Origin of the sequence: Falsochrobactrum tianjinense (genome assembly GCF_019100495.1) — a bacterium.
In the GTDB taxonomy this organism is placed as follows: domain Bacteria; phylum Pseudomonadota; class Alphaproteobacteria; order Rhizobiales; family Rhizobiaceae; genus Brucella; species Brucella tianjinense.
In genome coordinates, this window is the sequence record NZ_JAHRVA010000001.1 from 1,093,052 (window position 1) to 1,106,072 (window position 13,021).

Here is a 13,021-nt window from a genome sequence, read left to right on the forward strand (position 1 = left end):
TGGAGGGCTGAAAAGCTTGCATCACCAGAGGCTTTGTTCTAGCCAGTAGTGAACGAGTTTCAGCCCAATCAAAGTATTTACGAGCCAGCATGTCCCTTATCGATACGCGTACGCCAGAACCCAAACGTTTCATTTCAGGTGCCACCGGCGACTGGGAAGTCGTCATCGGCATGGAAGTTCACGCACAGGTCACGTCTCAATCGAAGCTGTTTTCTGGCGCTTCTACGGCTTTCGGGTCAGAACCGAATTCCAATGTCTCGCTGATTGATGCGGCCATGCCTGGCATGTTGCCTGTCATCAATATGGAATGCGTGAAACAGGCCGTACGCACTGGTATCGGCTTGAAAGCGCAGATCAATCTCAAGTCGGTTTTCGATCGCAAGAACTACTTCTATCCCGATCTGCCGCAGGGCTATCAGATTTCGCAGTTCAAGCAGCCGATTGTTGGCGAAGGCAAGATCATGATTTCTGTCGGGCCGGACAATAAAGGCCAGTTCGAAGACGTGGAGATCGGCATTGAACGGCTGCATCTGGAACAGGATGCGGGCAAGTCCATGCATGACCAGCATCCGACCATGTCCTATGTGGACCTTAACCGTTCTGGCGTGGCGCTGATGGAAATCGTGTCCAAGCCCGATCTGCGCTCGTCGGATGAAGCGCGTGCTTATCTGACCAAACTGCGCACCATCGTGCGTTACCTGGGCACTTGTGATGGCAATATGGACGAAGGCTCCATGCGTGCCGACGTAAACGTATCGGTACGCCGTCCGGGTGGCGAATTCGGCACGCGCTGTGAGATCAAGAACGTCAATTCGATCCGTTTTGTCGGTCAGGCAATCGAATATGAGGCGCGCCGCCAGATCGCCATTCTTGAAGATGGTGGCTCTATCGATCAGGAAACCCGCCTTTTTGACCCGGTAAAAGGTGAAACACGATCCATGCGCTCCAAGGAGGAAGCGCACGACTATCGTTATTTCCCCGATCCGGACCTCTTGCCGCTCGAATTCAATCAGGCTTTTGTGGATGCGCTTACCGCCGATCTGCCGGAACTGCCGGACGAGAAAAAGCAGCGTCTGGTCGAAAAGCAGGGCATCTCAGTCTATGACGCCTCGATCCTCGTGACCGAAAAAGCCATCGCTGACTATTATGAGGTAGTTGCCGCAGGTCGTGACGGCAAAGCCGCCGCCAATTGGATTATCAACGATCTGCTTGGTGCGCTCAACAAGGCGGGCAAGAGCATTGAGGACTCTCCGGTAAATCCCGGCCAGCTTGGCGCGATCATTGACCTGATCAAGGAAGGTACCATTTCCGGCAAGATTGCGAAGGATCTGTTCGAGATCGTATGGAACGAGGGAGGCGATCCGAAAAAGCTCGTTGAAGAGCGTGGTCTGAAGCAAGTAACCGATACCGGTGCTATCGAGAAAGCCGTCGATGATGTGATCGCCGCCAATCCCGACAAGGTTGAGCAGGCCAAGGCGAAGCCGACGCTGGCAGGCTGGTTCGTCGGCCAGGTCATGAAGGCGACAGGCGGCAAAGCTAATCCGCAGACTGTCAATGAACTGGTTAAGGCCAAGCTGGGAATTGAAGAATAATGTGGGTACGTAGCGCCAGTGAGGCAGACCTTCAGGCAGTTCACGAGCTGCTGGTTGAAACCTGGCATGCGACTTTCGACGATATTCTTGGCCGGGACATGGTGACTGCGATTACCAGCCAATGGCACTCGATTGCGGCTTTGAAAGCTAATCTGCGTAAGCCATATTCGGAATTTGTGGTTGCCAATAACAGCAAAGGCGGAATTGACGGTATGGCTTTTGCGAAGCAAGCCGACAAAAACAAGGTATCGTTGCACCAACTCTATGTCCGCCCGGAAGCACAGGTGCATGGTATCGGCACGATGCTGCTTGCTGAAGTCGAGATAGCTTTCCCGGATGTGAGTGCGATTCGACTTGAGGTTATCGAGCGTAATAATAAAGCTGTCCTTTTTTATGAACATAAAGGCTATGTCCGCATAGGCAGGAACGAGGATTGGGGTGCTCCCACTTGCAAGGAACCGGTGCTGGTCATGGAGAAGAAGCTTGAAGGCTGGAGCATGTAACTCTTAGTCCGGTAACAGCGGCAACTTGACCCTTGCCTTGGTGCGATGATGGGGCCATAAACAATGAAAATTTGGCGGCTTTAGCCGCAGGTGACAATATTGGATCTGGATAGGTCATGAAGAAATTTCTCACACAGGTCTTCACTTGGTGGAACGGCCAGACACTCGGAACCCGCTTTCATACATGGCGCAAGGGCGAGCGCGTTGGTGAAGACGAGTATGGCAATGTCTATTATCAGGGTGGCAAGGACTCTGAAGGACGCACGCGCCGCTGGGTGATTTACAACGGTTATGCGGAAGCAAGTGCTATTCCCGCTGGCTGGCACGGCTGGATGCACCATCGTGTCGACACTCCGCCCAGCAAAGAAAATTACAAGCCGCGTGATTGGCAGCAGCCGCATCTTCAGAACCTCACCGGAACTCCCTATGCCTATCGTCCGAAGGGCGCGATTGCGCTGCCCGGAAAGCAACCTGAAGAGCGTCCGCGCGTGACAGGCGAGTATGATGCCTGGACGCCGGGCAACTAAGCATATGCAAACAATCATATCCGGCGTGAATCTTTGCGTCGGATTTATATATCACCGTTTTTGACGCAAGCTCTTGAGGATAGAGGAGCGACTGGGACTGGCAGGCGTCATTGCCGCTTGCGGCAGGGCAACGAATCGTCACATTTCATACGTAGGAATTGTTGAGTGCGCATTCTGGCGCAAAGCAAACTTCTGAGGCGCCGATCTGGTTCAATCAGATCGAAACGTTTTCAGGCTCGCTGTTTAACCATTTTTGATGCGGAATGCTGTTTTGATGAAATATGCCTCCGGCATGTCCGGTAACGGAAAACAGAAATTTCACAAGGCCACGAGGATCGCACTGGTTTCGTTCCTGATGGGCGTAAGTATGCATGCGGCCAAGGCAGAGCGCATTTCCAATCCGGTGGCCGAATTTTCGGGTCTCGACAAGATTACGGGCCGCATTACCACATTCGATGTCTATATCAACGAAACGGTGCAATTCGGCGCGTTACAAGTGACGCCGAAGGTTTGTTACTCACGCACCGAAGATGAAGCGCCGCGTACGGATGGTTTTGTTGCGGTCGATGAGATCACTCTGGACCGCAAGATTCGTCGTATTTTCACAGGCTGGATGTTTGCGGATAGCCCGGGTCTCAATGCGGTCGAGCATTCCGTCTATGATGTCTGGCTGAAGGATTGCAAGCAGACATCGGACGTGCCGCCTCCGGCTCAGCGCAACTGATCTTAGAAGCGGGCAATGCTTTCCAATGCATGCTCAAGGATTTTCTCATATTCCTTTCGCTTAACTTCCACTGCTCCAAAGCGCTCAAGATGAGGCGTTGTGAACTGTGTATCGAGAAGCTCGAAACCTTGTTGCCTAAGGTGCTGAACTAGATAGGCAAGGCACACCTTTGAAGCATCGCGCTTGCGCGTAAACATGCTTTCGCCGAAAAATGCTCGCCCCAGCGTCACGCCGTAAAGGCCACCTACGAGCTTTCCCTTATGCCAGGCTTCGACAGTGTGGCAATGCCCGATTTCAAACAGCCGGGCATAGGCCTGACGGATCGGCATATTGATCCATGTCCGGGCTCGCTCGCCCGAGCCGCTGGCGCAGCCGTCGATAACACCCTCGAAATCACTGTCGAGCCTGATTTCAAATATACCCTGACGGATGATTTTCTGGAGGCTGCGCGGGATATGAAACCTATCCAGCGGAATTATACCGCGCTTTTCAGGCCGGACCCAGAATATCTCTGGGACGTCGGCCTCTTCCGCCATCGGAAAAACTCCGGCGGCATAGGCTCGCAGGAGCAGTTCCGGCTCGATCGAATATTCGTCCGAGAATGCTCCTGCGGCCACTTTCCTTAAGCGCCTTTGTTTTCGGTCTCGCCAGCCAGGTATTTTTCCAGCCAATGGATATCATAGTCACCATTGGCTATATCCTGATTGGAGATCAGATCCTGAAACAGGGGCAGGGTGGTTTTCACGCCATCGACGACGAATTCGTCAAGAGCACGGCGCAGACGCATCATGCATTCCACGCGATTGCGCCCATGCACAATGAGCTTGCCGATGAGGCTGTCATAATAAGGTGGTATGCGATAGCCTGAATAGACGCCTGAATCCACGCGAATGCCCAGCCCTCCCGGCGTGTGGTAATGGGTGATCAGGCCCGGTGATGGCGTGAAGTTGCGTGGATCTTCGGCATTGATGCGGCATTCAATGGCATGGCCGGAGAAGCGCACGTCTTCCTGCTTGATCGAAAGACCAAGCCCGGCAGCGACTCTGATTTGCTCATGAACGAGATCAATGCCGGTGATGGCTTCTGTGATTGGATGCTCCACCTGAAGGCGGGTATTCATTTCGATGAAATAGAATTCGCCATTCTCATAGAGGAATTCGATGGTGCCTGCGCCGCGATAGCCCAGTTCCGCGCAGGCATTGGCGCAGATCATGCCGATCCTGTCCCGAGCTTCCGCGTTGAGGGCCGGGGAGTTGGCTTCTTCCCATACCTTCTGGTGGCGGCGCTGCAAGGAACAGTCACGCTCGCCAAGGTGAATGGCGTTACCCGCACCGTCGCCCATCACCTGCACTTCAATATGGCGCGGCTTTTCGAGATATTTCTCGATATAGACGGCATCATCACCGAAGGCCGCGCCTGCTTCCGTACGAGCGGTGGCGAGCGCCACGGAGAGGTCTTCTTCTGTGTGCGCGACCTTCATGCCGCGCCCACCGCCGCCGGCCGAAGCCTTGATGATGACCGGATAACCGATTTCTCTGGCGACCTTCTTGGCTTCCTCATCGTCGGTGACGCCGCCGTCCGAACCCGGAACGACCGGAATGCCGAGGCGTTTAGCGGTGCGCTTGGCCTCGATCTTGTCGCCCATGACACGGATATGCGATGCGGTAGGGCCGATGAAAGTAATGCCATGGGCTTCGAGAATTTCGGCAAACTTGGCATTTTCTGACAGAAAGCCATAACCGGGATGGATCGCGTCCGCACCGGTGATCTCGCATGCGGCGACGATCTGATGAATATTCAGATAGCTGTCGCGCGATGGCGGCGGCCCGATGCACACGCTTTCATCCGCAAGGCGCACATGCATGGCGTCGGCGTCTGCGGTGGAATGAACTGCGACTGTCTTGATGCCCAGTTCCTTGCAGGCCCTGAGCACGCGAAGAGCGATTTCGCCTCGATTAGCTATGAGTATCTTTTGAAACATTACGCTTGCTGCCCGTTCCTTGAATAAGCCGGATTTTATTTAAGCAATACGGCTGTTATTCGATGACGACGAGCGGCTCGCCGAATTCGACCGGCTGGGCGTCTTCCACCAGAATGGCCTTGACCGTTCCGGCACGGGTGGCGGGAATCTGGTTCATGGTCTTCATGGCTTCGATGATGAGAAGCGTCTGGCCTTCCTTCACCTGCGTACCGACTTCGATGAAGTTGCGTGCGCCAGGGGCAGGGGCGAGATAGGCGGTGCCGACCATCGGCGAAGGCACGGCGTTCTTGGCAAGCTCGGCTTTGGCTGCTTCCGGGGTGGGAGTGGCTGCTGCCGGTGTGGCGGCAGTTGCTGCGGGTGCCGCAGGCATGACGGTCGCCGCTGCCTGAACCGTTATCTTGCGCGAAACGCGGATACGCAGATCGCCGTGCTCGACCTCGATATCGGTCAGGTCGGTCTCATTGAGAATATCCGCCAGGTCGCGGATGGTTTCCTTGTCGATGACAGAGTTTTTGCTGGACATATCAGGCCCCTTTTAAAGCTTGCCCGTTGTTTTCTTCTTCTTTGGCAATTGCCGCGAGTGCGCGCAGGCCGAGCAGGTATCCTTCCGCGCCAAAGCCGCAGATGACGCCTTTGGCGACTGCGGAGACATAGGAGTGATGCCGGAACGCTTCACGCGCATGAATATTCGACAGATGCACTTCCACTGCCGTAACCTTTGCCGAGCGGATCGCATCGTGAATAGCCACCGAAGTGTGGCTATAGGCGGCAGGATTGATCAGGACGTAGGCGTCCTTGTCGCCTGCCTCCTGAATCCAACTCACCAGTTCGCCTTCATGATTGGTCTGGCGAAAGTCGATCGTCAGGCCCAGTTGGTCGGCTTCACCTCTGCAACTCGCTTCGATATCCTCGAGCGTAGCAATACCGTATATGCCCGGCTCCCGTTTCCCAAGAAGATTGAGATTGGGACCGTTCAAAACAAAAACTGTCTTTACCATATCCGTCCGCGATCGATAACGGGCCTATCATGAAATTTCGACTGCACTTCGCATTCCATATAGAGGGCTTGAACGCAAGTCGAAACCCTCTAATTCATCGCTTATATTCTGCCCCGGCGCTTTTCCCGCTATTCTTTACGACCTGAACGTAATTTGCGGTAAATTTTAACGCCGGGCCATGTTGCCATTCAGGCCAGACTTTATTCTGTCAGCCGTCAGTTTTTTGCGGCTGCGCGTGCCGCAGCGATTCTCTCGATTAGGCCTTCCGCACCGATTGCACCCGGCACAAGTTCGTTTCCGACGATATAAGACGGTGTTCCGGTGATGTTGAGCTGGCTGGCAAGCTGATAGGTGTTCTGGAATGCGCCGCGGATTTCCGGGCTCTGCATTTTTTCGCGAAGCTGTGTCTCGTCTGCGCCAAGTTTGACGGCATCGGCAATTGCGGACTCTTCCGTCGCGCGTTCAGCTGCACTTAGAAGTATCTCGTGATACTGCGCATATTTCTCAGGCATCAAAGCCTTGAAAGCCTGCGCAACGATATGCGCACGCATGGAATCGGGACCGAGGATCGGAAATTCTTTCATGACGAAACGGACATTCGGGTCGTTCTTCAGAATGGCCTGCATATCGGGCAAGGCACGTTTGCAGTAGCCGCAATTGTAATCGAAGAATTCAACGACCGTCACATCGCCGTTCGGATTGCCGAATATGGCGTCGTGAGATGAGTTGTAAAGCTCGTCCTTGTTTGATGCGATGATTTCCTTGACGCGAAGCTGCGCCGCTTCTGCCTGCTTTCGCTCAAGCGAATCTTGAACTTCAACGATTAGTTCCGGATTCTCAAGCAGGTAATTGCGAACGATGGCCTCGACAGTCTGTCGAGGTGTGGATGCGGAAGCTGGTGGCTGTGTCGCAGCGGTCGGGATGGCCTGCTGCATCGTGCCTGCATAATAACCTGAGGCGAGGGCGGCAATGCCGATGACGCCACCTATCATGGAGCCTAAAATCGCATTCTTCATATTGGTCACTTTCATACGTTCTGAAAATCCACGTCAGTGATGCCGTGGTGCATTATTTTCGTGGCTTGGTGTTGATGATGTCCTGCGCGCGCAGCCAGTCGGGTGAACCGGACTTCATTTGCTTCTGGGCGCGGATGGCAAATATCTGCGCCTGTTGCAACCGCCCCGAATAAAAGTGCATATCGGCGGTGGCAAGGTTTGCGCGCGCCCTGTTACCCGACTGGCCATAGGCCTGCGCAAGAAAACCGTAACCGCCGGGAAACTCCGGATCGGACGCAATACCGGCTTTGATTTCCTTGATGGCGGTCGGCATATTGGCTTTTACCCCCGTCAGCATGAGTGCCCGCCCATAGCTCATCCGCAAAAGCGGTGATTTGCGAGGATCGAGAGAAACGGCTTTCTGAAAGGCTTTTGCCGCGCCCGCCGCATCATTGGCCTTGATAAGAACTTCTCCGCGCATTTCCTGGAAATAGGGGTTCTTGGGCTGTGCCTTGATGAGCGCATCGAATTTGGGCATGGCGGCGCGTGCCGAGCCATTCAGATAGGTGGTGATGGCGCTACCATAGCGAGCAGGGAGCCCGCCTGGATTGCTGCGGAACATGCGTTGCAACGCGCCCATAGTATTGGAATAGGCAGCAATCTTGGCGCGCACCATATCGTGCCGCAGTTGCAGGGCGGCGGAATCCGTCTTGTTGAAATGGGGGCTTTTCCTGGCCAGCTCTTCTAGATTGGCGATACGTTCGCGCGGCAGGGGGTGACTGATCCGGTATTGGTCGATCTGCGTACCGGACAGCGACAGAGCGGAAGCGAACCGCGCGAATGTGTCAAGCATCCCCTTGGCAGATTGGCCGGTTGCGTTGAGATAATTGACCGCCAGCCTGTCGGCGGTCATTTCTTCGGTACGCTGATAGTTAAGCAGGCTGCGCATGGCCATTTCGGAACTGCCTATGGCAAAACCTCCGCCTGCACCTGCCGCAGCGCCGCTGCCTGCGGCAGCACCTGCAACGCCCGCGCCCACGCCCAGAAGCGCGCCGATAATCGCCATTGTGCGGGCGCGGCTTAGCTGTTCGCGTAGGCGGTGCTGGTGTCCGCCTGCGAGATGGGCTGCTTCATGTGCGATAACGCCGATGATTTCATTTGGTGTTTCCGCCTGCATGAGTGCGCCGGTATTGATGAATATGCGGCGACCATCGACAAAGGCGTTGAAGCTTTGGGAATTGACGAGAATGACGCGAATGCCTCGGCTGCTTAAGCCAGCGGCTTTTAGAATGGGTCTGGCATAGTCCGCGACCAGAGCTTCGATTTCCGCATCACGAACAATCGGAACACTGCCGCCACGTGATTGCGCGGAAGCGGGCAGGACACCCGTCATAGCGATGGCTAGGGCCGCGAAAGCGGCCACAGACTTACGTACCACACCGCCGAATGAAAACTTTCTGGCCGGGGCAGTTGCACTCATCATCCCCATAAGCTCCTCATCCTTCTTCAAACTGGCGCGATTCTTATAGCTTGTGCGTCGATTTACCGATAGTGCCGCATTTTCCCTGCGTTCGCTGTTGCTTTACCAATCCGGCGATTATAGGGCGGGAGGCAGTGTCGCTTAATCAGTTCTGGAGGCCAAGTTGAAGAGACTATCCAACCGCAGCACGGTCGAGCCTTTCCACGCCATGGACGTTCTGGCAGAGGCCAATCGGCGTCGTGCCGCAGGGCATCCGATCATATCTATGGCGGTGGGCCAACCGGCAGATCCTGCACCGGCGGCTGTGCGGCAGGCGGCGGAGCGCGCCCTCGAAGACGGGCGTATCGGCTATACCGACGCGCTTGGCCTCATCGAATTGCGCGAGGCAATCGCCGCGCATTATGCGCAGCACTATGGCGTGACGATTTCGGCGGAGCGCATAGCTGTCACGACGGGATCGTCGGCGGCTTTCAATTTGGCGTTTCTGGCCTATTTCGATCCCGGCGACCGGGTAGCGATCACGCGCCCTGGTTATCCAGCCTATCGCAATATTCTGACTGCGCTCGGCCTGGAAGTGGTCGAAATCCCTACAGGCAACGATGCTTCCGCGTCCCTGACTGCACAGGCACTTGCTGACGTTCATGCGGAAAAACCGCTAAAGGGGGTCTTGTTCGCAAGTCCCGCCAACCCGACCGGAGCGGTGATTGGCAAGGCGGAATTGCAGGCGATAATCGAGAGGGCCGGTAGCCTCGGGATCCGGGTGATTTCTGACGAAATTTATCATCGGCTTTCTTATGAAATGGAAGATGTCACGGCGCTGCAAATTGCCGATGACGTTACGGTCATCAATTCATTCTCCAAATATTATTGTATGACGGGATGGCGCATAGGCTGGATGGTTCTGCCGGAAGGCGATGTACGTGCAATAGAGCGGATTGGCCAGAGTCTTTATATCTCCGCGCCGGAACTCTCGCAGCGCGCCGCAGTCGAAGCGTTTCACGCCACGGAAGAATTGGAACAGGTGAAAGATCGCTATCGCCAGAATCGGTTGATCCTGATGAACCATCTGCCGCAGATGGGGCTGAAGCTCGCAGCCCCGATGGACGGCGCTTTTTATGCCTATTGCGATGTTTCCCGCTTCACCAATGATAGTATGGAATTTGCCCGCCGCATGATCGCCGAGATCAATATCGCCGCCACACCCGGTCGAGATTTCGACCCTTTGGACGGCCACCGCACCATGCGTTTTTCCTATGCGGGCAAGGTGGAGGAAATGCTGGAAGCCATAAGACGTCTGGAAGAATGGCTTCCGCGGCAGCAAACTTGACTGCTCAATCGGTAAAACCGTTCTCAATGTGAAAATAAAAAGAAAACCGGCATTTATGCCGGTTTTCTTATGTTTCATAAAAGCTTAGAAAAAGCCCTTTTTCTGCCACCACCCGGCGCGTTTTGGTTTCTGCCCTTCGCTCTCGCTTGATGTTACGACCGGCTCCGTTGGCTTTTCAGCTTCTACAGCCGGGGCGTGCTGAGTTGCAGTTTCGGTTTCTGGCGCAGGCTCTGCGGCTTCCGGCTTGGCTGCTACCTTCCGGGTTCGGCGTCTGGGTTTAGCCTCTTCCGCATCAACTTCTGCTGAAGCAGGGGTTTCATCTGGTACGACAGTTTCTGCCGCAATTTCACCCTCGACCGCCTTCTTGCGCGTGCGAGTCCTGCGGGCCAGTTTTACCGGCTCCTCTTGCACCTCGTCGGCAACAGCTTCGACGCTGATGGCTTCTTCGCTTTTGGCAGTCCTGCGAGCGCGCGGCTTGCGCGCCGGTCGGGTCGGCTTTGTTTCTACTTCGTTAGTGACGGTTTCCGCCACTTCGACGGCTTCAACGCTGGCAGATTCTTCCTGAACGCTCGCCTCGGGCATTGCTGCCTCGTCGGACTGTTCTTCCGCCCTTACAGGCCAGACCGGAGTGAAACCAACTGGCTCTGCATCGGGAATCTTTGTTACATTAATCTCATCGTCACGGCGGTTCTTGCGACCGCCCCGGCGTCCCCGGCGGCGCTTCTTGCGCCGGTCTTCCTCGCTCTGGGAAGAGGTGTTTTGTGCGTCCGATTCCTCGTCGCTTTCTTCATTGGAAGTATCCGCGCCGGTTTCGGATTGTTCCGTCTGCTCTGACGCTTCGCGGTCACGTCCGCCGCGACGGCGACGGCGACGGCGGCGCTTGCGCTCAGCTTCATCGCCATTTTCCTCGCGATGCTGGATGTCAGTCTTGGTCTCTTCTTCGGCCTCTTCTTCCTCGACGGGGATTTCGGGATCTTCGATGTCGTCTTCATAGACCATCGGCTGAACCGGAGGTTGCGTCACAGGACGCGTCGACGGTCCGCCCTTGTCGATGGCGAATTGCTGATCCCCAACGCTTTCATCGGCATCGATGCTGATGGCAGCGCCGAAACGGCCTTCCAGATCGGCCAGTAACTGCCGTTTATGATTGAGCACATAAAGGGCGGAGGTTGCCGGAGTGCGCACAACGATATCATAACCGGAATGACGCAGCAGATAGTCCTCGATACCACGAATAATATGCAGCGCCATCGAGGAATCGGAGCGGATATGACCCGCGCCGCCGCAATGCGGGCAAATCTGCATCGTACTTTCAAGAACGGATGCGCGGATACGCTGCCGCGACATTTCCAGAAGACCGAAATGCGAGATACGGCCCACTTGAATGCGCGCACGGTCATCCTTGAGGCACTCCTTCATCTTCTTCTCGACAGCGCGGTTGTTGCGCTTTTCTTCCATGTCGATGAAGTCGACGACGATCAGGCCAGCAAGGTCGCGCAGGCGCAGCTGGCGCGCGACCTCTTCTGCGGCCTCCAGATTGGTCTGGAGCGCCGTATCTTCGATGGAATGTTCGCGCGTCGAGCGACCGGAATTGACGTCAATGGCAACCAGGGCTTCAGTCTGGTTGATGATCAGATAGCCGCCGGACTTCAGCGTAACCTGTGGCTGAAGCATGCGGTCAAGCTGCGCTTCCACACCATAACGCGTGAAGACGGGAATCTGTTCGCGGTAAGGTTGAACCACCTTGGCATGGCTGGGCATGAGCATGCGCATGAAGTCTTTTGCTTCGCGATAACCGCTCTCTCCTGAAACGAGAATCTCGGTGATGTCCTTGTTGTAAAGATCGCGGATGGACCGCTTGATGAGGCTGCCTTCCTCATAGACGAGGGCGGGGGCGCTCGATTGCAGGGTAAGCGAGCGCACATTCTCCCAAAGGCGCATCAGATATTCATAGTCGCGCTTGACTTCTGCCTTGGTACGGTTTGCTCCGGCCGTGCGCAAGATCACGCCCATGCCTTGCGGCACTTCGAGTTCCTTGACGATTTCCTTGAGGCGCTTGCGGTCCTGCGGATTGGTGATCTTGCGCGAAATGCCGCCGCCGCGCGCGGTGTTGGGCATCAGCACGGAATAGCGACCGGCCAGCGACAGATAGGTCGTAAGCGCCGCACCCTTATTACCGCGTTCTTCCTTGACTACTTGCACCAGAATGATCTGGCGGCGCTTGATGACTTCCTGGATATTATACTGACGGCGGTTGGTGCGGCTATGCGCGGGAAGTTCTTCCATTGCATCTTCCGAGCCGACCGACTCGATAACATCGTCCTCGCTGTCTCCATTATCTCCGTCAGGGTCGTCATCATCGTCGCCATTGCCATTTTCGATGGCCTCGGACACGACATCACCATTTTGCATCAAGCTTATGGCTGGTGTCCCCGGTACGTAATTTTCAAAAGCCGGTCCGACAGGTTCTGCGGCAGGTACGCTATTGCCTGCGCTGTCCGCCTGTGCATCGTTATTCTGGCCATCGCGGCGACCGCGACGGCGATGCCGGCGTGAGCGGTCGTTCTTTGCGCGTGGCTCTTCATCGTCGTCTTCCGCGCGGGCGGCTTTTGCTTCCGCTTCCAGCAGGGCCAGACGGTCTGCAACCGGAATCTGATAATAGTCGGGATGGATTTCCGAAAAAGCCAGAAAACCATGGCGATTACCGCCATATTCCACGAAAGCAGCCTGAAGTGACGGTTCGACGCGCGTGACGCGTGCGAGATAGATATTACCCTTCAGTTGCTTCTTATGTTCCGACTCGAAGTCAAACTCTTCAATCTTGTTGCCACGCGTAACGATAACGCGGGTTTCCTCCGGGTGGGAGGCATCGATAAGCATTTTGTTGGACATTA

12 protein-coding genes are annotated in these 13,021 nt (G+C 55.5%); 5 read left to right on the forward strand and 7 right to left on the reverse strand.

Going from position 1 to position 13,021, the window contains the following annotated elements:
- The first annotated feature begins 89 nt into the window (after positions 1–89).
- From gatB to KUG47_RS05270, 4 genes are all read left to right on the forward strand, one after another.
- Positions 90–1,592 (forward strand): Asp-tRNA(Asn)/Glu-tRNA(Gln) amidotransferase subunit GatB, encoded by a 1,503-nt coding sequence (gene gatB / locus KUG47_RS05255; RefSeq protein WP_217676846.1) that lies wholly within the window; start codon positions 90–92, stop codon positions 1,590–1,592.
- The gene (locus KUG47_RS05260) at positions 1,592–2,095 is read left to right on the forward strand and encodes a GNAT family N-acetyltransferase (protein WP_217676848.1); all 504 of its coding nucleotides are present in this window, start codon (positions 1,592–1,594) and stop codon (positions 2,093–2,095) included. Before gatB ends, KUG47_RS05260 begins: the two co-directional genes overlap by 1 nt.
- Positions 2,096–2,211: 116 nt before the next feature.
- Positions 2,212–2,622, forward strand: coding sequence for an NADH:ubiquinone oxidoreductase subunit NDUFA12 (locus tag KUG47_RS05265; RefSeq protein ID WP_217676849.1), 411 nt, complete (start codon positions 2,212–2,214; stop codon positions 2,620–2,622).
- 256 nt (positions 2,623–2,878) lie between these two features.
- Positions 2,879–3,346 (forward strand): DUF2155 domain-containing protein, encoded by a 468-nt coding sequence (locus KUG47_RS05270; protein ID WP_217676850.1) that lies wholly within the window; start codon positions 2,879–2,881, stop codon positions 3,344–3,346.
- Between the two features lie 2 nt (positions 3,347–3,348).
- Here KUG47_RS05270 and aat read toward each other — a convergent pair whose 3' ends face one another.
- The 6 genes from aat to KUG47_RS05300 all read right to left on the reverse strand — a co-directional run bounded on the left by aat (position 3,349) and on the right by KUG47_RS05300 (position 8,809).
- Complete coding sequence (aat, locus tag KUG47_RS05275) at positions 3,349–3,918, reverse strand: leucyl/phenylalanyl-tRNA--protein transferase (protein WP_217676992.1); 570 nt, start codon at positions 3,916–3,918, stop codon at positions 3,349–3,351.
- Positions 3,919–3,968: 50 nt separating this feature from the next.
- Positions 3,969–5,327 (reverse strand): acetyl-CoA carboxylase biotin carboxylase subunit, encoded by a 1,359-nt coding sequence (gene accC, locus KUG47_RS05280; protein ID WP_217676851.1) that lies wholly within the window; start codon positions 5,325–5,327, stop codon positions 3,969–3,971.
- 55 nt (positions 5,328–5,382) lie between these two features.
- Entirely contained in the window at positions 5,383–5,850 is a 468-nt protein-coding gene (gene accB, locus KUG47_RS05285) for an acetyl-CoA carboxylase biotin carboxyl carrier protein (RefSeq protein ID WP_217676852.1), read from the reverse strand.
- A gap of 1 nt (position 5,851) precedes the next feature.
- The gene (gene aroQ / locus KUG47_RS05290) at positions 5,852–6,325 is read right to left on the reverse strand and encodes a type II 3-dehydroquinate dehydratase (protein ID WP_217676853.1); all 474 of its coding nucleotides are present in this window, start codon (positions 6,323–6,325) and stop codon (positions 5,852–5,854) included.
- A gap of 215 nt (positions 6,326–6,540) precedes the next feature.
- On the reverse strand, positions 6,541–7,341 hold the full coding sequence (locus tag KUG47_RS05295) for a DsbA family protein (protein WP_217676993.1): 801 nt from the start codon (positions 7,339–7,341) through the stop codon (positions 6,541–6,543).
- Positions 7,342–7,393: 52 nt separating this feature from the next.
- Positions 7,394–8,809 (reverse strand): M48 family metalloprotease, encoded by a 1,416-nt coding sequence (locus tag KUG47_RS05300; RefSeq protein WP_217676854.1) that lies wholly within the window; start codon positions 8,807–8,809, stop codon positions 7,394–7,396.
- Between the two features lie 154 nt (positions 8,810–8,963).
- On the opposite strand from KUG47_RS05300, the gene KUG47_RS05305 reads away from it, so the two are divergent.
- Positions 8,964–10,127: a pyridoxal phosphate-dependent aminotransferase gene (locus KUG47_RS05305; RefSeq protein WP_217676855.1), complete on the forward strand. Its 1,164-nt coding sequence runs from the start codon at positions 8,964–8,966 to the stop codon at positions 10,125–10,127.
- Positions 10,128–10,211: 84 nt separating this feature from the next.
- Here KUG47_RS05305 and KUG47_RS05310 read toward each other — a convergent pair whose 3' ends face one another.
- Complete coding sequence (locus KUG47_RS05310) at positions 10,212–13,019, reverse strand: Rne/Rng family ribonuclease (RefSeq protein ID WP_217676857.1); 2,808 nt, start codon at positions 13,017–13,019, stop codon at positions 10,212–10,214.
- Positions 13,020–13,021 lie beyond the last annotated feature (2 nt).

What these genes read in the sequence shown, in the direction of transcription:
- KUG47_RS05310 (WP_217676857.1), bottom strand. Translation starts at nt 13,019, where the DNA reads ATGTCCAACAAAATGCTTATCGATGCCTCCCACCCGGAGGAAACCCGC.
- KUG47_RS05265 (WP_217676849.1), top strand. Translation starts at nt 2,212, where the DNA reads ATGAAGAAATTTCTCACACAGGTCTTCACTTGGTGGAACGGCCAGACA.
- accC (WP_217676851.1), bottom strand. Translation starts at nt 5,327, where the DNA reads ATGTTTCAAAAGATACTCATAGCTAATCGAGGCGAAATCGCTCTTCGC.
- accB (WP_217676852.1), bottom strand. Translation starts at nt 5,850, where the DNA reads ATGTCCAGCAAAAACTCTGTCATCGACAAGGAAACCATCCGCGACCTG.
- KUG47_RS05295 (WP_217676993.1), bottom strand. Translation starts at nt 7,341, where the DNA reads ATGAAGAATGCGATTTTAGGCTCCATGATAGGTGGCGTCATCGGCATT.
- aroQ (WP_217676853.1), bottom strand. Translation starts at nt 6,325, where the DNA reads ATGGTAAAGACAGTTTTTGTTTTGAACGGTCCCAATCTCAATCTTCTT.
- KUG47_RS05270 (WP_217676850.1), top strand. Translation starts at nt 2,879, where the DNA reads ATGCGGAATGCTGTTTTGATGAAATATGCCTCCGGCATGTCCGGTAAC.
- KUG47_RS05300 (WP_217676854.1), bottom strand. Translation starts at nt 8,809, where the DNA reads ATGGGGATGATGAGTGCAACTGCCCCGGCCAGAAAGTTTTCATTCGGC.
- KUG47_RS05260 (WP_217676848.1), top strand. Translation starts at nt 1,592, where the DNA reads ATGTGGGTACGTAGCGCCAGTGAGGCAGACCTTCAGGCAGTTCACGAG.
- gatB (WP_217676846.1), top strand. Translation starts at nt 90, where the DNA reads ATGTCCCTTATCGATACGCGTACGCCAGAACCCAAACGTTTCATTTCA.